Consider the following 19140-nt stretch of genomic DNA (forward strand, 5'->3'; position numbering starts at 1 on the left):
TAACATAATTTTCCACAGTGGCGGCTTTCACCCACACCAGGACGGGAAAACCATAATTTTCCCTTTATCTTTAGACGTATTTGTCTGAGAATTTGTAACAAAAAACTTAAATATTTAAGAAGAATATTTTTAGCATTAAATGTTATGCATAAGGAAATAATAGAGAAAACCAATGACAGGGGGTCTCAGCATGACATTACCCCGGGGGATGCGTTCCCTGCTCGCTTATTTTCCTTCCAGTACCAGGGCGGAGGCGGCTGTTCAGGAACTGAAAAGGATGGGCATCAGTGAAGTTTCCCTGGACAGAGTTTCCAGATATGGCGCCACAGCCAATGCGGCGCTGAACAATCCCGTCAATGATGCCGAAACCTTGACCGGGTTGACGTTGTTTTCCGCCAACACCAGCAGGCTGATGGATGCGGATGCCAGGATTTTGATGTCTGCCGATCCCTCCAACTACGCAATGGCAGCGGACGATTACGGGGTGGCCGGGGGCAAAGCCTTTCTTGTGACGGTGGTAACCACCGATGAGATGGGTGATAAGGCTGCCCGGGTGCTGGCAAAGCACGGCGGCTCGCTCTAACACTTTGAATCCAGGGAGGTGTCGTGATGGAAAAGGATCAGGTCAGAGACCTTGTGGAAGCCACAGCGCCCCGGACAGGATTTCCCAGAAGCGCTTTCACGGACCTGCAGGCAGCTGCCTTTAACTCAAAGTACGTCGACAGCTATGATGAGGCGCTGGACCTGCTGGAGGAACATGACATCACTGTGACAAAGGGCAAATACAAGTGGAAGGACCGCTAAATGCGGTCTTTTTTTGGGGGGTCAGACCCCTTTTTCCAGCATATCCCAGTATTGAGGTTTTGGTTTGGTTGTCTATAATTTTGGTTACACTGAACTTTAAAAGTTTGATTACGGAGGGACTTGCGTGAAAAAGGTTGTCAGCGTCAGTCTTGGTTCATCCAAACGAAATCATATGGTTCGGGTGGAATTGCTGGGAGAGGAATTTGAAATCAGTCGCCTGGGAACCGACGGCGACATTCATAAGGCCATCTCCATTTTGAAAGAGTTGGATGGCCGGGTAGACGCCATCGGGCTGGGCGGTATTGACGTTTATTTGTATGCCGGTAACACCCGCTATGTATTGCAGGACGGCTTGCGATTGCTGGAAACGGTGAAAAATACGCCGGTGGTTGACGGCAGCGGTTTAAAAAGCACCCTGGAAAGACAGGCAGTGGAGCGCCTGGTCCAACAAGGATTAATCAGAAATGGCACCAGGGTTTTGATGGTCAGCGCCATGGACCGCTTTGGTATGGCCGAGGCCCTGGAGAAGGCCGGGTGCCGCCTTACCCTGGGAGACCTGATGTTTACCCTTGGCATTCCCATCCCCATCCGCCGGTTGGACAAGCTCCGGAGCATTGCCGCCAAACTGATGCCTATCGTCTCCAGGCTGCCTTTCCAATTACTTTACCCCACCGGCCAGCAGCAGGAGAAACATCACCGTCCCGGGTCCAACAGGTTTGTCAGGTACTATCTGGAAGCCGAAGTTGTGGCGGGGGATTATCACTTAATCCGGAAATACCTGCCCGAAAGGCTCAATGGCCAATTAATTTTAACCAACACCACCACCCGGGATGATGTGGAGGAACTGATGGAACGGGGGGCCGGTATGCTGGTAACCACCACCCCTGAATTTCAGGGGCGTACCTTTGGCACCAACGTAATGGAGGCGCTCTTCCTGGCTTTGCTGAACAAACCCTGGGCGGCGGCCACGGCGGAGGATTATAACAGCCTGCTGAAGCAGCTGAACTGGCAACCTAAAATTTTAAAATTTAGAAAGGATACCTTCTTGCCGGAACCGGAAACGGCAGACAAATTGGGTTAAACATGAGAACCCCGGTTGCGCGCCGGGGTTTGTTTTATAGTCCCAAGGCCTGGTACATTTTGCTGTCTACGTAATTGTCCATGGGCAGACCGTTGGCTTTACGGAATTTTTTTATGGCTGTTTCCATCCCGTAGCCAAAAATCCCGTCCACCTCTCCCTCATAATAACCCAGCCTTTTTAGAGTGCGCTGTACTTCAAAAACATCCGAACCTCTGTCGCCGCGGACCAATTTTTTGTGGCCCTGTCCCGGCACCCCGAAGGGGCTGCCGATTATATACACGGGAGTTCCCTTGGAAACCCAAGGATAAAGCTGCTCGACGCTGGAGTTGTGCATGCGAATACAGCCATGACTGGCGTAACTGCCGATGGAAAAGGGTTTGTTGGTGCCATGGATACCGTAAGTACCCCAGGGGACATTGAGACCGATCCACCGGGTGCCAAAACCGGTACCCCAGTTGATTGCCTTATGAACCACTTTCCAGGTTCCCACCGGTGAGGGGGTGGAAGGTTTGCCGCAAGCGACATTAAATTGCTTGTAGGGTTTGCCGTCGGCCATCACCGTCAGCTTTCGTTTGGTTGTGTCCACTACAATGGCTATCTCTCCTGTAGGAGGAGGCATCTTCTCAGTACCGGCCACAGGTTTTTCAATCCTGAGGGCCAGGGTATGCCAGGTTTCCCAGTTTACCACCGCGTTGTCCTGCAAATGATGGTCCTGTTGAAACTTCCTTACCGCCTTTTGGGTAAGGGGACCGTAAATGCCGTCGAGGGGACCGTTATAGTAATGGAGCGCCTTTAATTCCTCCTGCAGATTTTTCACATCTTCCCCCTGCATCGGCGGGATGCCGGTTATGAGCGTGCGGTCGTGGTCTTCATTGAAGGGACACCAATTTAAAACTGTTTCCTGTGCGGCACAGGGGATGCTGGTAAGAAATAACGGCATGGCGGCAAAAAAAATTCCTGTTATGATTTTCAGGAGTCTTCTCAAATAAAATCCCTCCGTTGAAGTGGTCCATCGTTATTATTAAAAATATTTACCTTTACAAAGTGTCTTATGCGCATGGAACAAATTCAATTTCAACCTACAAAAGAGAATTAAGGTATCGTAATTATTATTTAAGACCCAATTACGGAAGAGTTTCCTATTGCTTTTACCGATTGGGTCTGTAACAAAAATAAGAGGTTTTTCGTCAATTAAGTAGAAATTTTTCTGGGTATGTAATTTGGCAAAGCGGTGGTGGATCATGACATTAAACTTTGGCAAGCGTTTTTTTCATTACACTGTCCTGGTGGGGCTGGGGCTAACCCTTGTTTTTAACCCCATCGGGGACGCGGGTCCGGCCGAGGCGGCCCGGGTGGCCACGGTAAATGTGGACAGGCTTAATTTGAGAAGCGGCCCGGGTACCCATACTGCACTGCTAGGACAAGTAAATAAAGGCGACCAGTTACCCGTTATCAGTAAGAGCGGGGATTGGTACCAGGTTCAGGTTGGCGGGAAAACCGCCTGGGTGGCAGGCTGGCTGGTGGGGGTTCAGGATGTTACCAATCCCTCACGGGGAACAGCAACTGCCAACACCCAGGGTAAAGTGGCGGTGGTGACAGCAGATACCTTGAATGTAAGAAGCGGCCCGGGCACCCATTACGGTATTGCCGGGAAAGCAAAAAAGGGCGACCAATTGCCCATTCTTTCCCAGAGCGGTGACTGGATTAAAGTGCAGGCGGGCAGCGCTACCGGCTGGGTGGCTAACTGGTTAGTCAAGGTGCAAAATGCCCCCGTGACGTCGGTAAAAACACCGGCAAACCCTGCTGCCGCAGGCAGCGGCAAGGTTGCGGTGGTGACAGCGGATAGCCTGAATGTGAGAAGCGGCCCGGGCACTAATTACGGTATTGTCGGGAAAGTGAAAAAAGGGGACCGGATGTCTGTGTTAGCCCAGAGCGGTGCCTGGGTTAAAGTGCAAGTGGGCAGTACCACCGGCTGGGTGGCCAATTGGCTGGTATCTGTACAAGCCCCTCAGAACACACCTGCCAAATCCACCGCTCCGCCGGCCAATACTGCTCCGGTTGCCGGCGCCCAGATGGTTGTCATTAACGGAGATAATATCAACCTGAGGAGCGGTCCGGGAACCCAGCACAGTGTTGCCGGACAGGTCAGCAGAGGCGTCCGCCTGCCGGTCATCAGCCGGTCCGGCGACTGGGTGCAGGTGCGCCGGGAAAACGGTACCCCGGCCTGGGTGGCAGGCTGGCTGGTTTCTTTTGTGGATCAACCGGAACCCTCCCAGCCGCAGAACGATAAGAGCTGGCTGCCGGGACCGCAACCTGAGACTCAACCGGAGGGTGACCAGGGGACAACCCCGGAGTCAAACAAAGATTATGTTCCTGAAGCCAAAGTGGTGGATGTTCAAATATCCGAGCAGCAGGGTCATACATACATCAATATCGTCTGTGACCATGACATTGAATACAATACATTCACCCTGTCCAATCCTTTCCGATATGTGGTAAATTTAAAAGATGTTCAGTTGGATAAAACACCGGCTGTCATTCAGGCCAATACCGACCTGGTGCAGCAGATAAGGACGGGGTTCAGCAAGGACCCCTACGTCTCGCGGCTGGTGGTGGACCTGAAGAAGTCTGCCCGGGTTGCGGTCAAATTGTCCCAGGATAAAAAGACCTTGACGCTGGATATCAGTAAGATTTCATACAGTGACGGGCTGGCAGGCAAGAACATCTTCCTGGACGCCGGGCACGGCGGCTACGACAACGGGGCTTCGGGTAAGAATGGTCTGAGAGAGAAGGATGTCAACCTTGATATCACCCTGAAGGTGGCTGAAATTCTCAGAAAGCAGGGCGCCAATGTTTACTTGAGCCGTTCCGACGACACCTTCATCGATCTTTATGAACGAACCCGCATGGCCAACGACCAGAGCGCCGATATCTTTGTCAGCATTCACAGCAATGCCAACCCCAACACAGCCATTGGCGGCACCTCTACTTACTACTATGCACCGGCTACCATACCGATGTTGTATGAGCAAAGGGATGACCGCAGGCGTCTTGCCGAGGATGTGCAAAGGGAACTGGTGGAGGCCGTGGGACGCCGGGATATCGGCGTATTGCAGGCCAACTTTGCGGTTCTGCGCACCAGCGTTATGCCCAGCATATTAATAGAAACGGCCTTTATCTCCAATGCCGAGGAAGAAGCATTGCTTGGTTCCCAGGACTTCCGGCAAAGGGCCGCCGAGGCCATTGCCAGGGGCATCAGCGCTTATTTTAGCGGACAATAGTGTAACAGACCCGGTGAGTACGCTCGCCGGGTCTGTCGTTCATTTGTAAATTATTCCCAAAAGGGGTCTGACCCTCTTTAAAAAAATTTGGTTTAAAAGGAGGAACAATTTCCAAAATAGGAGAAACTAAAAAAAATCCTTTGTCTATGTTAAGTTACTACGTGGGAGGTCTGCCGTTTGGAAGAAGAAAAAAAACAATTAACCTTAGTTTTGGGAGTTATCGGGGCGGACGTTCATGCGGTGGGAAACCGCATCCTGGAATATGCTCTCACCGAGGCGGGATTTAAGGTGGTAAACATCGGCGTTATGGCGTCCCAGGAGGAATTCATCAACGCCGCGCTAGAAACCGATGCTGATGCCATTTTGGTGTCTTCTCTTTACGGTCACGGAGAAATTGACTGCCGGGGTCTGCGAGAAAAGGCCATAGAGGCAGGCATCGGCAATATTAAAATGTACGTGGGCGGCAACCTGGTGGTGGGAAAACAAGACTGGGCCGAAGTGGAGAAAAAATTTCTTGCCATGGGCTTTGACCGGGCTTATCCCCCCGGAACCATGCCCCAGCAGGCCATTGACGATTTGTTGAGAGACTTTGGTTTTACCCAGAAATGTTAAGGGGGGACCGGCATGGAACTGGCCCTGTTAATCGACTTTGGCAGCACCTATACCAAGGTCACGGCGGTGGATGTGGAGTCTGCCGAGGTCATTGCCACAGCCAGAGGGCTTACCACCGTGGAGACCAGCATATTGGAGGGCTTGGAGCAGGCCCTGGAGGGGATTAAACCTCACTTTGCAGGCGCCCTGCCCGAGTTTCAACACCGCCTGGCCTGCAGCAGCGCCGCCGGGGGACTGCGCATGGTGGCCATCGGGCTGGTCAAGGAACTTACAGCGGAGGCGGCCCGGCAGGCAGCCCTGGGGGCGGGGGCCAGGGTGCTGGGGGTGTTTGCCCACCAGCTGACGGCAGCGGAGATGGAGCAAATCGATGCCGGCTGCCCGGATATTATCCTGCTGGCCGGAGGAACGGACGGCGGCAATAGGGATACCATCCTGCACAATGCCAGGATGCTGGCTGCCGCCCGGTGCGGCAGTACCATCATTGTGGCAGGCAACAAATCCGCCGCGGAAGAAGTCCGGGATATCCTGGTCCAGGCCGGCAAAGATGTGCGGGTCACTGCCAATGTACTGCCGGAATTAAATAAATTAAACGTGGAACCCGCCCGGGAAACCATTCGAAGGACATTTCTGGAAAAAATTGTTGAGGCCAAGGGCCTGCGCCGGGCGGAAAGATATATTCAGGGGGTGCTGATGCCCACCCCGGCGGCGGTGCTGAATGCAGCGAAACTGCTGGCCACCGGCACCGGGGAGGAGCCGGGCTGGGGCCAGTTGGTGATCGTGGACATTGGCGGCGCCACCACCGATGTTCACTCCCTGGCCGAAGGATACCCGACCCGGTCCGGCGTGACCTTTAAAGGGCTGCCGGAACCTTTTGCCAAGCGCACGGTGGAAGGAGACCTGGGTATGCGGGTGAGCGCCCTGTCCCTGCTGGAAACGGTGGGCGCCCGGAAACTGGCGGCAATTGCCGGCCGGCCGGAAGAAGAAGTCATTTCCTATGTCCATGCAGTGCACGACAACGTGGAACTGCTGCCGGCCAACGAAAATCAGTGGAAAATCGACACTGCCATGGCTCGGGTGGCCGCAGATTTGGCCATGGAACGGCACGCCGGCACGCTGGAAACCGCCTGGACCCCCATGGGCGCCATGTATATCCAACATGGCAAGGACCTGACCCGGGTGCCCTATCTGATCGGCACCGGCGGGGTCATTGTGAATCACCCCAACCCCCGAGAAATATTACAGGGGGCCCTGTACAGGCAAGAACAGCCCACCATACTGCGACCGCAAACACCAAGGATGATGCTGGACAAAGATTATATCCTGGCTGCTGTGGGACTGCTGGCGGAGGTAAAACCAACCGCGGCGCTGCGGTTGGCCAAGAAGTATATTGTGGAAATATAAATGGCCAATAGAAGGAGATGAAAGCACTTGCAATTGTCCAATAAAAAACTGGACTGGGATCAGTTCCTGCAAATAAGACAGGAAGTCTTGAACAGTTGGCCCACGGGACAGGAAGTGGACCTGGAGGAAGCCGTTGCGTATCAGTCCAGGATTCCTGCCTATCGTCGTTTTGCCGAAAAGTTAGAACAGGCCAAAAAAGAGGGGATCACCCTGGCCCAGCCCAGGGCGGGGGTTGCCCTGGTACATGAACACATCGAACTGCTGCGCTATCTGCAGGATGAGGGAGGCGCCGACCTGCTGCCCACCACCATCGACAGCTACACCCGGCAAAACCGCTACCAGGAAGCCCAGTCGGGTATTGAAGAAAGCCGCTCGGTGGGACGTTCCATGCTGAACGGTTTCCCTGCCGTAAACCATGGTGTTGCCGCCTGCCGGGAAGTGGTGGAGTCGGTGAAGGTGCCGGTGCAGGTCCGTCACGGTACGCCCGATGCCCGGTTACTGACGGAAATTACTTTGGCCGGGGGTTTTACGGCCTATGAAGGCGGGGGCATTTCCTATAACATTCCCTATGCCAAGGATGTACCCCTGGAGCGTTCCATCCGGGACTGGCAGTATGTGGACCGGCTGGTGGGTTATTACGAGGAACGGGGCATTTCCATTAACCGGGAGCCCTTCGGCCCCCTGACCGGCACCCTGGTACCCCCTTGCATCTCCCACAGTGTCGCCATTATTGAGGCCCTGCTGGCGGCTGAACAGGGAGTCAAAAGCCTGACCCTGGGTTACGGCCAGTGCGGCAACCTGACGCAGGATGTGGCTGCGGTACGTTCCCTGGAGGAACTGGCAGAGGAATACCTGGGGCGCTTTGGCTATCATGATGTCGTCATTACCACCGTTTTTCACCAGTGGATGGGTGGCTTCCCCCAGGATGAAAGCAAGGCCTTTGGTGTTATCAGCTGGGGAGCGGCCACCGCCGCCATGGCCAAAGCCACCAAGGTAATTGTCAAGACCCCCCATGAGGCCATGGGCATCCCCACCAAGGAGGCCAATGCTGCGGGAATCCGCGCCACCAAGCAGGTTTTAAATATGCTAAAGGACCAGCCCCTGGTGGAATTCAAGGAACTGCAAAGTGAAAAAGAGTTAATTAAGGCGGAGACTAGGGCCATCCTGGAAAAGTTGCTGGAATTCGGGGATGGAGACATTGCCCTGGGAACCGTCCGGGGCTTCCAGGCCGGCATTATCGATGTGCCCTTTGCCCCCAGCCGCTATAACGCGGGACGCCTCCTGCCGGCCCGGGACTACCAAGGCGCGGTGCGCTTACTGGATTTCGGCAACTTACCCTTCGGGGAAGAAATAAAGGAAGTCCACCGGGAGAAAATAAAACAAAGGGGTAAAGCCGAAGGCAGGGACCCCAGCTTCCAGATGGTGATTGACGATATTTACGCCATCGGCAAGGGTATGCTGGTAGGAAAACCTAGATAATAATCTCACATCTCAAACCGGAGGCAGAACATGAAAATTACGGCGGCAATTGTTTCACCGGGACTGACCGGCTTTTATTTTGATGACCAGAAAGCCATTAAATTGGGACGGGAGCAGGATGGGTTTGCCTACTTGGGCGAGCCTGCCACCCCTGGTTTTTCCGCCGTTCGCCAGCGCGGAGAATCCATTTCCGTCATGCTGCTGCTGGAGGACGGTACGGTAGCCTTCGGAGATTGTGCTGCCGTGCAATATTCCGGCGCCGGCGGACGGGATCCCCTGTTTTTGGCTTCAGATTTTATCCCGGTCTTGGAAAGGGACCTGCTGCCCAGGCTGATCGGCCGGGAGGTAACAGGTTTCCGGGAACTGGCGGAGGAATTTGACCATCTCACCGATGCCAAGGGGAACCGCTTGCACACAGCCATTCGTTACGGCGTCACCCAGGCCCTGCTGGATGCCGCCGCTAGGGCGGGTCGGTGCACCATGGCAGAGGTGGTGGCCCGGGAGTATAACTGCAAGTTGATCGACAAGCCGGTGCCTATCTTTTGCCAGACCGGCGATGAACGCTATACCAATGCCGATAAAATTATCATTAAACGGGCCGATGTGCTGCCCCACGGGCTGATTAATAATGTTCGGGAAAAGCTGGGACGTTACGGGGAAAAGCTGCTGGATTATGTTTCCTGGCTCAGGGACCGGGCCCGCAGGCTGGGCGGCGAAGATTACAATCCCATTTTACATATTGATGTTTACGGAACCATCGGACAGGCCTTTGATGACAACTCCGATCGCATGGCCGATTACCTGGCCAAGTTGGAACTGGCCGCTGCCCCTTTGAAGCTCCGCATTGAAGGTCCCATGGACCGGGGCAGCAAGCCGGCGCAAATCAACGCCCTGGCGGAACTGCGCCGGCTCCTGGAAAGCCGGGGCATCAGGGTGGAGATTGTGGCCGACGAATGGTGCAATACCCTGGAAGACATCCGGGAATTTGTGGATGCCCAGGCCGGGCACATGGTGCAAATAAAAACCCCCGACTTGGGCGGCATCAACAATACCATCGAAGCAGTGCTGTATGCCAGGGAGCGGGGCACCGGGGCTTACCTGGGAGGGACCTGCAACGAAACCGACCGCTCGTCCCAGGTCTGTGTTCATATCGGCATTGCCACCCAGCCGGATCAAATTCTGGCCAAACCGGGCATGGGCGTGGACGAAGGCCTGATGATAACCTATAACGAAATGAGCCGTACCCTGGCGTTGCTACGGGCTAAGGGGGTATTTGCCTAAAGCATGCAGAAAATAGGAATGACCACCACCATCCCGGTGGAGGTAATATACGCTGCCGGCATGATACCGGTGGATCTCAATAACATTTTTATCACCCATGAAAATCCCCAGGGTCTGGTGGAAGAGGCGGAAATGGCAGGCTATCCCCGCAACCTCTGTGCCTGGATCAAGGGCCTTTATGCCACCACCCTGCAGAACGAAGACATCCGGACCATTGTAGCGGTCACCCAGGGCGATTGCAGCAATACCCATGCCCTGATGGAGACCCTGGAGATGGCGGGGGTAAAGGTCATTCCCTTTGCCTTTCCCTTCGACCGGGATTACGATTTATTGAAACTTCAAATAGAGAAACTGGTTGAGGCCCTGGGAACCACCTGGGAGGAAGTCTGTCGCACCAAAGAAAGGCTGGACCAGGTCCGGCGCAAGGTCCACGAGATCGACCGGCTTACCTGGCAGGGGGATAAAGTGAGCGGTTGGGATAACCACCTTTTTCAAGTCAGCTGCAGCGACTTCGACGGGGACCCGGAACAATTTGCCAGGAGAGCGGAGGCCTACCTGGCGGCATTGCCCCGTAAAGAACCCATAAAAGCTAGGCTCCGGCTGGCTTATATCGGTGTTCCTCCCATTGTGGACGACCTCTATGATTACCTGGAGGAGCGGGGGGCACGGGTGGTCTTTAACGAAGTCCAGCGACAGTTTACCATGCCCTTTGAAATAAAAGATATTGTGGAGCAATACAGAACCTACAGTTATCCCTACGGTATTTTTTACCGCCTGGAAGATATCAGCCGGGAATTGGAGCGGCGGCAGGTGGACGGAGTGATCCACTATGCCCAGAGCTTTTGCTACCGGCAAATCGAGGATTTGATTGTGCGGCAGAAATTAAAATACCCCATCCTGACCCTGGAAGGGGATAAACCCAGCAAATTGGACGCCCGTACCCGCATGAGGCTGGATGCCTTTCTGGACATGTTGAGGTGATGACTTTGCTATGTGGTATTGATTTGGGCAGCCGGAACGTTAAGGTGGCTTTGCTGGCGGAGGACGGCAGCCTGACACTGCACAGGTATGACACGGTCTCCTTCTACCGGGAACACGGCCGGAGCGTGGACGGGCAGCTTCAGGTGGATTTTGCCGCCCTAGGACTGGGCGTTCCGGCCCAGGTGGTGGCCACGGGCTACGGCCGGCAGACCATTAACCTGAAGGGAGCGGAAATCATTCCGGAAATCAAGGCCCATGTGCTGGGCGCCATTCACCAGACCGGACTGCAGGATTTTACCCTGCTGGACCTGGGCGGGCAGGACAGCAAGGTGGTTCTGGTTGCCCGGGGCAAAATGATTGATTTTCAAACCAATGACAAGTGTGCCGCCAGCACCGGCCGTTATTTGGAGAACATGGCTGCCGTGCTGGATATTAACATGGAGGAACTTGCAAGTTACTATAAAGACCCGGTGGACCTGAACTCCACCTGTGCCATTTTTGGGGAGACCGAGCTCATCGGGAAAGTGGTGGAGGGGCATCCTGTTTCCTCCCTGGCCGCCGGGGTCAATTATACCATCTTTAAACGCATCAAACCCATGCTGATGAAGCTCCTCACCAACACCATCGTCTTCACCGGCGGGGTTGCCCACAACCGGGCGCTGGTTAAAATAATAGAAACTGAAATGAAAGTGCCCGTGGTGGTACCGGCCCATCCCCAGTATAACGGTGCCATCGGCTGCTGTGCCTATGCTTTGGGGTAAGACAATCTAAACAAACACCACCGGAGGTGCAGAAAAATTGAAACTCACCGTTCTCGGCTGCTGGGCTCCTTACCCCAGGGTCAGCGGGGCCTGTTCCGGTTATTTGCTGCAGGAAAAGGGCCGCAGCCTGCTCATTGATACAGGCAACGGGGTATTGAGCCGCCTGTTGCAGCACATGGACATTCAGGACTTGGATGCGGTGTTGCTGAGTCACCTGCATCCGGACCACTTAATGGATATTTATTCTTTGCGACATGCCATCGAATCCGCCAACCGGGAAGGACGCATGGACAAACGGGTACCCTTATACCTGCCCACCGGCCCGGCGGAGGACTTCAACCGGATCAGAGAATTTACCAAAGCCTTTACCATCCACGTCATTGACGAAATGCCGGAGCCCAGGGAAGCCGTCATAGCAGGATGCAAGGTGAAATTTACACCCGGTAAACATAATTTGCCCGCTTACAGTATATCTATTGAGGGAAGCAAACGGTTTGTTTATTCCGGGGACACCGCCTACCAGGAGGAACTGATCAAACTGGCCACCGGTGCTGATTTATTCCTGTGTGAAGCCAGCGGGCTGGATCAGGATACGGAGTACCTGCAGGAGAATCATCTGACTGCCCGGCAGGCCGGGGAACTGGCGAAGGCCGCAGGGGTGAAAAGGTTAATCATTACACACTTCTACCCCGAATATGTCCTCTCTGAACTGCAAAAACAGGCGGAAGAAGGTTTTGGCCAGAGGGTGGAACTGGCCCGGGAAGGGGCAACCTTTGAGCTGTAAAAAGGGGAGAGTTTATTTGCCTGTTTCAATTATTCATGAATATTTAATGCATGCGGTTTACTTTGCTCCCAGGGGACGCTACCGCCTGCTGGCCCTGGGGGGCAGCTTGGCCCACCGTTACCTCAGCCCGGAAGACCATTTGATCGGCTTTGTGGGAGATGCCGGCGCGGGAAAATCGCTGCTGATCCGGGGGATGTTTCCCGGGCTGGAATTAACCAACGACGATGATGGGATTAACGTGCGGCCTTTGCCGCTGCTGGATGACTTTGAAAGAAAACACTTCCGCAGTCGTACCTATCACCTGGACATGCGGTTTGAAATGGCCTTCAACCAACCTTGGACCATTGTTGAAGCGGTGCAGGAGGCCATTAAACATGACCGGCGGGTTATCGTGGAGCACTTCGACCTGCTGTATCCCATGCTGAAAATGAATGCCCAGATCCTCATCGGCATAGGCGAAGAGGTGATCGTGACACGTCCCAACATTTTCGGGCCGAAACCCCAGGAAATTGCCGACATTGTTTTTGAATCTCTCATATACCGTAAGATGGCCCATACGGCCGAAGACATCACCGGCATGGTGCTGGAATATGAAATGGGGATCAAAAAGCCAAAAGTACACAGTGACATTAAGCATGGTTTTGTGCTGGAATTTGATGAGAAGCCAAACATTGACCTGGATGCCCTGGAAAAACGGGTTCAAGAGATTATAGACAAAGATCTTTGCATTTACTATCACGATGAGACACATATTAAGGTTGGCGCGGGTTCCTATCCCTGTACCGGTCCCCGACTGCACGTTAAAAGAACCAGTGAAATTACCAATTTTCGACTGGTAAAAGAGTTTATGTGGGATCCCATTGATGAACTTTACGTACTGGTGGGCCTGGTGGGACCAGTGGTGGAGGGCGACAGCCCGGCAGATCCGCCGGATCAATTCCAGTTAATACGTCGGGCCCGCCGGCGTTCCAAAGAGATCACATAAGGAGGCTATTCCTTTTTATGGAAAGAGTTGACGGAAGAAAGCCGGGCCAAATACGCCCGGTATTGATGACCCCCCATTATAACAAGTACGCTGAGGGTTCAGTTTTAATTGAAGTGGGGGATACCCGGGTCATCTGTACCGCCACGGTGGAAGACAAGGTACCGCCCTTTTTAAAGGGGCTGGGTAAGGGCTGGGTCACCGCCGAATATGCCATGATCCCCCGGGCCACCGGCGTCCGCACCACCCGGGAGTCCGCCAAGGGCAAACCGGGCGGCAGGACCATGGAAATCCAGCGGCTCATCGGCCGGGCCCTCCGCTCAGTGGTGAATTTGGAAGCCTTGGGAGAACGCACAATCACACTTGACTGCGACGTCATTCAAGCGGACGGTGGCACCAGAACGGCTTCCATTACAGGGGCTTACGTGGCGATGATTTTGGCCTTGAATAAACTGGTGGAACAGGGTATGCTAGAGGAAATACCGGTCAAGGACTTTATTGCCGCCACCAGTGTGGGAATTGTCAACGGGACACCGGTGATTGATTTGTGCTACGCGGAAGACTCTGCCGCTGAAGTGGATATGAACGTGGTGATGACCGGCTCCGGGCGCTTTGTGGAAGTCCAGGGAACCGGGGAAGAAGCCACTTTTTCCAGGGATGAGATGAACCGGCTGCTGGACCTGGCCACAGCGGGTATTCAGGAGTTAAATAAAGTCCAGCGGCAGGTGCTGGGGGAAAGGTTATCTGCAAGAATAAGGCAGGTGTAAAGGGTTGAAATTGGTTTTGGCCACCAACAACAAAGGAAAAGTAAAAGAACTGGCGGAAATGTTAAACCCCCTGGACCTGCAGGTGGTTCCCATCGGGGAATACCCCGGTTTTCAGGAAGTGGAGGAAGACGGGGACACCTTCGCGGCCAATGCCATCAAGAAAGCGGTGGCAGCAGCCCGGTTCACCGGGGAGTTGTCCCTGGCGGACGACTCGGGCCTGGAAGTGGATGCCTTAAACGGCGCCCCGGGTGTACACTCGGCACGGTTTGCCGGAGAGCCCAGGGATGATGCCGCCAACAACCGAAAACTCCTAAAATTGCTGGAGGATGTGCCGGAAGAGAAGCGTACCGGCCGGTTCCGTTGTGTCATCGCCATTGCTGAACCCGGTGGCAGGGTTCACACTGCGGAGGGCACCTGCGAGGGAAATATTTTGCGAGAATTAAAGGGTGAGGGTGGTTTCGGTTACGACCCCTTGTTTTACGTACCAGCTTATAAACAAACCTTTGCGGAACTGAATTTAGAACAGAAAAATTCCATCAGTCACCGGGGCAAAGCCCTGCAAAGGGCTGTGGAGATCTTGAACCGCCTTTACGTCAACCGGGAGGGTTAGTTTTGCGAATTTTGGTTGTTTCGGATACCCACGGGAGGCTGGGTACCGTTTACCATGTATTAGAGCAATTGGGAGAGGTAGACCTGATTTTGCATGCGGGCGACCACTACCGGGACTGTGACGAACTGGCCTATAGCCTGGAAATTCCTGCCCGGGGTGTCATGGGAAATTGCGATTTCCCCGGCGACGGTCCCCAGGAGGAGCTGCTGGAGGTGGCGGGTCATAAAATCTACATGACCCACGGCCACCGTCACGGGGTTAAGAGGGACGCAAATGCCGTTCTGGAACGGGCTAAACAATTGGGGGCCAGGGTTGCCGTCTACGGTCATACCCACATTGCCGATTTTCGGGTGGTGGATGACATTATCATTTTAAACCCCGGTAGCCCGGTACATCCAAGGGGCAAAGACAGACCTTCCGTTGGCTTAATCGAAATCCACGGGGACGATATACAGGCGGAAATTATTTATATAGATTATTTCTATCCTTAAAAACAGAGTTTGAAGGAAAATGCACATCAGAAGTGCATTTTTTTTTTTGGGAAAGTATGATATTATGATATTTGCCACACAGGGTTAATGAGGAAGCAATTACCGTTTAAATTTTGATTTCCCCCTTATTGACAAATGTAACTGATTTGATATAATAATATCTGTTCCGAAATAAAAGATTTGTATGATAAAATTTTGCGGGTGTAGCTCAATGGTAGAGCACCGGCCTTCCAAGCCGGGTACGTGGGTTCGATTCCCATCACCCGCTCCATTTATTTTGTACTGGACTCACAGGGACACTGGACTCACAGGGACGGTTCTTTTGAGTCTTTTTTTCTTGTGAGTCTTGGGGACGGTTCTTTTGAGTCTTTTTTCTTGTGACTCATAGATTCAAGAGAACCGTCCCTGTGAGTCTTAATCTTTTGAGAATAACGCAGCCAGGTCAGCCAGCCTCTGGCGTTGAGCGGGTAACAGGTTGGTGAATTTAAAACCTGCGTAAGGAACGTTATCGGTATTTTTCCTCCAGGCCAAACGTGCGGTGGTTGTAATCAGTTCTCCGTTAACCTGAAAACTGACAGAAAAATCATTGGCGGCCTGCAGCATTTTTTCAAGGGCAGGGGTTACATAAACCATGCAGCCCCCCTCAGAAAAATTAAGCATTGCTGTTTGGGCGGTATCGTTGCCGGAGGAGAATAAAACATGCGTTGCATGTTCCACCCTCATAAATTGCCTTGCCTTCAGCATTTGGAAGCGTTCCGGTATTAACAAGCCGTAAAACCTTTGGCTATCATGACCGATTGCCACCACTTTACTGTCAGCACTGTATAATCCGTACCGCATCGGCACACGAATTTGAATTTCCTGGTCCTTCTGTAAAACTAAGACCTGACCCTCCTGCCTAGGCAGACCAATCCAGAAAAGGGTTTCTTCAATATCTGTGATGACGGCTTTATACTCAGAAAAAGGAGGGACTTGTATCAGAATTTCTTTCTTAACGGTCAAAATCTCTAAGGTTTCAATCATCGTAAACAACTCCCTGGTCCAATCTCAGCTCGGTTCTGTGCATTCCGAATGAGAATTGACTTCTGTAATATTAAGTTATCTGCCCCTTGAGTATTTCAAGGCAAGGGCCATTAGAGTATTTTGGGTCCTTTGGATGGATATCTTTAAATTTAAAGCCGGTGCATAATATTTCATCCTTTTGTTTTAGCCAAACCAAAGTAGCCGCGAGGGAAAACGCGGTGGAGTCAATCCCAAATACTACACGAAAATCCCTTTCCTTTTCCAGTAATTTCTGGGGTGACAAAAACCTTTAATCCTCCTGCGGAAAATCAAATATTTCCGTAGATACACTGGTATTTTGAGAGATGGATGTAAACAGTGCCGTGGTGGAATATTTACTCTGCACGTAATCCCTTCTCTGCTGTCGCTCAAATTTTTCCGGGACTACCAAACCATACACTTTCCCATGTTTCTTGCCGATCTGTGCCACTTCTGTTTCGGCACAATAGGAAGCCAAATGGTCTTGTTCCCTCGACTGAATAAACTCCCAATAACATACAAGCCATCCCCTCATCTTAATTAGCAAAAAAGAGAAGAATTTAGCCAGGCCGGTTTTCCTTTATAAGAGTTCAAACCCGTTAGGTTAAAATCCTTTGTCAAAAATTAACTTTGATATAATTTTCGCAATAAATGTTAAAATCTTTATCCTAATGAAAACACCGTACCATCAATGCCATCGTATATGTTTAAAGGTCCCTTACAAAATAGGAAACCCAGGTATTTACCTGGGTTTCCTAAAAATAAAGGGGAACGCCTGTCAGGGAATAGGGTAATTCAAACACACAACCTACCTTTGGATGAAAACCTAACTTCTGAACGTTCACACCTGTTTAACAAACAACCGATTTGCAGGGAATCACTCAGGACTTAACTAACAACCACTGACGGACCGTACATAACGGACTGTTTTATTAACGGGTACCATCAAACAGAAACCGCGTAGTCTTACAGCTAAACCAAGGCGTTCCCCTTGATCTAAATATATAGAAAATTTGAACAGTTGTCAAGTGATTTACAGGTATTTTCATAAGAAGTTTGGTATATATGTTTTTCGACATCGGCAGCGTTTTATTTCAGGACAAAACAAGAAACGCCTCCGTTTATGGAGGCGTTTCTGCTATAGGAAGAGCATTCTTACTACAATAAAAGAAATGGCGGCCAAGATCATTGTAACAGGCAGTGTTATGACCCAAGCGGAGACCATGGTGATGGCCGTGCCCCACTTAACAGCGGAAAATCTCTTGGCAGACCCCACACCCATGATGGCAGAACTGATGACATGGGTGGTGGAGACAGGCAGTTTAATCAAGGTAGCTCCGATGATAACAAGAGCGGAGGTCAGGTCTGAGGCAAAACCGCTGGCAGGCTCAAACTTTATAATTTTTGAACCAACGGTTTTAATGATTCTCCAACCGCCCACGGAGGTACCCAGGGCCATTGCCAATGCTGCAGAGACCTTCACCCAGGGAGCCACTTCCAGGGTGTCTTGAAACCCCCCCGCCACCAGGGCAAAGGTGATGATCCCCATGGTTTTCTGGGCATCGTTGGTACCGTGGCTGAAGGCTTGAAAGGAAGCCGTAAAAATCTGCAAAAAGCGGAACTTTGAATTGATCCTGTGGGGTGAAAAATTAGCGAATATTAGTCGAATGATAGACATAATGATATAACCTACGGTAAAAGCAAGCAGGGGGGATAAAATCAGACCCTCAATGATGGTAAGAAAGCCATGAAAGTTCACCGCGCTGAAGCCTGCGGCGGCGATTACCGATCCGGCCAGGGAGCCGATCAACGCATGGGAAGAACTGCTGGGAATACCGTAATACCAGGTAAACAGGTTCCAGGCAATGGCTGCCACCAGCGCGGCCGCCACAACATACACCCCGTGTTCAATATTGGCAGGATTGGCCACCTTGCCGCCAACAGTTTTTGCCACGCCGGTAAAAGTCAGGGCGCCCAGCAGGTTCATCACGGAAGCCAGAACAATGGCGGTTTTTGGTTTCAGGGCTTTGGTGGAAATGGAGGTTGCAATTGCGTTTGCGGTATCGTGGAACCCGTTAATAAAGTCAAAACTCAACGCCAAAATTACAACGGCTATGATAATTGCATGCTGTTCCATTTATCTGCCATCCTCTAAATTAGGAATTTCGCATTAAGATACTCTCCAAAATGTTGGCTACGTCCTCACAGGCATCGGTGATTTCCTCCAACATTTCGTAAATTTGTTTGTATTTAACAAACTCAATAGCATCGGTGCAGGAAGAAACCAGCTCCCGGAGGCTATTGTTGAACAGGTGGTCAGCTTCATTTTCCAGCTCGTTAATCTTAACGGCGTGGGCCCGGATATCCAGGTATTTTTTGGTTACCAGTTTGTCGATACTCTTTTGCACTTCCTGGCATTGTTCCAGAATGATTTCAGCATTTCGTTTAATGAAAATATTCATGTCTTTAATGTCGTAAATATCCATCCGGATGAGGGTTGCTTCAATGCCGTCCAAAATGTCATCTAATTTTACGGCCAGGTTCATGATATCTTCCCGTTCCAGGGGAGTCACAAAGGTTTTGTTTAATTCTTTGATAATGGTGTGAGTATGCCGGTCCCCTGTTTTTTCATAGTCCTGAATATTGGTCAGCCCTTTTTTTTCGGGACTGGGATTATGAATTTCCTCACGAAACTCCACTGCTGCCCGGTTCAGGTTTTCTGCGATTGCCTTAAAGGTCTCAAAGAAGATATCAGTCTTCTTAAAAAACATACAGTCCCCCCCA

The 19140-nt window shown here is 52.1% G+C and carries 20 protein-coding genes and 1 tRNA gene; 16 read left to right on the forward strand and 5 right to left on the reverse strand.

What is annotated here, in order from left to right; genetic code table 11:
• Positions 1–190 precede the first annotated feature (190 nt).
• The 3 genes from BUB67_RS02605 to BUB67_RS02615 all read left to right on the forward strand — a co-directional run bounded on the left by BUB67_RS02605 (position 191) and on the right by BUB67_RS02615 (position 1885).
• The gene (locus tag BUB67_RS02605; RefSeq protein WP_073235301.1) at positions 191–583 is read left to right on the forward strand and encodes a hypothetical protein; all 393 of its coding nucleotides are present in this window, start codon (positions 191–193) and stop codon (positions 581–583) included.
• 26 nt (positions 584–609) lie between these two features.
• A complete protein-coding gene (locus tag BUB67_RS02610) occupies positions 610–804 on the forward strand; it encodes a hypothetical protein (protein ID WP_073235304.1) in 195 nt (64 codons plus the stop codon).
• 124 nt (positions 805–928) lie between these two features.
• A complete protein-coding gene (locus BUB67_RS02615) occupies positions 929–1885 on the forward strand; it encodes a quinate 5-dehydrogenase (RefSeq protein WP_073235307.1) in 957 nt (318 codons plus the stop codon).
• A 34-nt stretch (positions 1886–1919) separates the two neighbouring features.
• Here the strand turns inward: BUB67_RS02615 and BUB67_RS02620 are convergent, their stop codons facing one another.
• A complete protein-coding gene (locus BUB67_RS02620) occupies positions 1920–2870 on the reverse strand; it encodes a L,D-transpeptidase family protein (protein ID WP_238456922.1) in 951 nt (316 codons plus the stop codon).
• Between the two features lie 256 nt (positions 2871–3126).
• Here BUB67_RS02620 and BUB67_RS02625 point away from each other — a divergent pair, with 256 nt between their 5' ends.
• The 13 genes from BUB67_RS02625 to BUB67_RS02685 all read left to right on the forward strand — a co-directional run bounded on the left by BUB67_RS02625 (position 3127) and on the right by BUB67_RS02685 (position 15586).
• On the forward strand, positions 3127–5166 hold the full coding sequence (locus BUB67_RS02625) for an N-acetylmuramoyl-L-alanine amidase (protein ID WP_073235309.1): 2040 nt from the start codon (positions 3127–3129) through the stop codon (positions 5164–5166).
• Between the two features lie 177 nt (positions 5167–5343).
• Positions 5344–5778 (forward strand): methylaspartate mutase subunit S, encoded by a 435-nt coding sequence (glmS, locus tag BUB67_RS02630; protein ID WP_073235312.1) that lies wholly within the window; start codon positions 5344–5346, stop codon positions 5776–5778.
• 12 nt (positions 5779–5790) lie between these two features.
• On the forward strand, positions 5791–7179 hold the full coding sequence (gene glmL, locus BUB67_RS02635; RefSeq protein WP_073235315.1) for a methylaspartate mutase accessory protein GlmL: 1389 nt from the start codon (positions 5791–5793) through the stop codon (positions 7177–7179).
• Between the two features lie 27 nt (positions 7180–7206).
• Entirely contained in the window at positions 7207–8658 is a 1452-nt protein-coding gene (locus BUB67_RS02640; protein ID WP_073235318.1) for a methylaspartate mutase subunit E, read from the forward strand.
• A 30-nt stretch (positions 8659–8688) separates the two neighbouring features.
• Positions 8689–9939, forward strand: coding sequence for a methylaspartate ammonia-lyase (locus BUB67_RS02645; protein ID WP_073235321.1), 1251 nt, complete (start codon positions 8689–8691; stop codon positions 9937–9939).
• A 3-nt stretch (positions 9940–9942) separates the two neighbouring features.
• Positions 9943–10920 (forward strand): 2-hydroxyacyl-CoA dehydratase family protein, encoded by a 978-nt coding sequence (locus tag BUB67_RS02650; RefSeq protein WP_073235324.1) that lies wholly within the window; start codon positions 9943–9945, stop codon positions 10918–10920.
• A gap of 5 nt (positions 10921–10925) precedes the next feature.
• On the forward strand, positions 10926–11681 hold the full coding sequence (locus BUB67_RS02655) for an acyl-CoA dehydratase activase (protein WP_073235327.1): 756 nt from the start codon (positions 10926–10928) through the stop codon (positions 11679–11681).
• A 37-nt stretch (positions 11682–11718) separates the two neighbouring features.
• Positions 11719–12465, forward strand: coding sequence for an MBL fold metallo-hydrolase (locus BUB67_RS02660; RefSeq protein ID WP_073235330.1), 747 nt, complete (start codon positions 11719–11721; stop codon positions 12463–12465).
• Positions 12466–12481: 16 nt separating this feature from the next.
• A complete protein-coding gene (locus tag BUB67_RS02665) occupies positions 12482–13450 on the forward strand; it encodes an alanine-tRNA synthetase second additional domain-containing protein (RefSeq protein ID WP_073235333.1) in 969 nt (322 codons plus the stop codon).
• Between the two features lie 17 nt (positions 13451–13467).
• Complete coding sequence (rph, locus tag BUB67_RS02670; RefSeq protein WP_073235337.1) at positions 13468–14214, forward strand: ribonuclease PH; 747 nt, start codon at positions 13468–13470, stop codon at positions 14212–14214.
• Between the two features lie 4 nt (positions 14215–14218).
• Positions 14219–14824, forward strand: coding sequence for an XTP/dITP diphosphatase (locus BUB67_RS02675; protein WP_073235340.1), 606 nt, complete (start codon positions 14219–14221; stop codon positions 14822–14824).
• Between the two features lie 2 nt (positions 14825–14826).
• Positions 14827–15315 carry a metallophosphoesterase family protein gene (locus tag BUB67_RS02680; protein ID WP_073235342.1) on the forward strand — a complete coding sequence of 163 codons (489 nt, stop codon included), beginning with the start codon at positions 14827–14829 and terminating at the stop codon, positions 15313–15315.
• Positions 15316–15512: 197 nt separating this feature from the next.
• Positions 15513–15586 (forward strand) — tRNA-Gly (locus BUB67_RS02685).
• A gap of 143 nt (positions 15587–15729) precedes the next feature.
• Here BUB67_RS02685 and BUB67_RS02690 read toward each other — a convergent pair.
• The 4 genes from BUB67_RS02690 to BUB67_RS02710 all read right to left on the reverse strand — a co-directional run bounded on the left by BUB67_RS02690 (position 15730) and on the right by BUB67_RS02710 (position 19127).
• Complete coding sequence (locus tag BUB67_RS02690; RefSeq protein WP_073235344.1) at positions 15730–16338, reverse strand: PilZ domain-containing protein; 609 nt, start codon at positions 16336–16338, stop codon at positions 15730–15732.
• A 289-nt stretch (positions 16339–16627) separates the two neighbouring features.
• On the reverse strand, positions 16628–16834 hold the full coding sequence (locus BUB67_RS16705; RefSeq protein ID WP_073235348.1) for a hypothetical protein: 207 nt from the start codon (positions 16832–16834) through the stop codon (positions 16628–16630).
• Between the two features lie 660 nt (positions 16835–17494).
• Complete coding sequence (locus BUB67_RS02705; RefSeq protein WP_073235351.1) at positions 17495–18493, reverse strand: inorganic phosphate transporter; 999 nt, start codon at positions 18491–18493, stop codon at positions 17495–17497.
• A gap of 19 nt (positions 18494–18512) precedes the next feature.
• Positions 18513–19127, reverse strand: a complete 615-nt coding sequence (locus BUB67_RS02710; RefSeq protein ID WP_073235354.1) for a DUF47 domain-containing protein — start codon at positions 19125–19127, stop codon at positions 18513–18515.
• Between the last annotated feature and the right edge of the window lie 13 nt (positions 19128–19140).

The sequence above is a fragment of the Desulforamulus putei DSM 12395 genome (assembly GCF_900129195.1).
Taxonomy (GTDB): Bacteria; Bacillota; Desulfotomaculia; order Desulfotomaculales; family Desulfotomaculaceae; genus Desulfotomaculum; species Desulfotomaculum putei.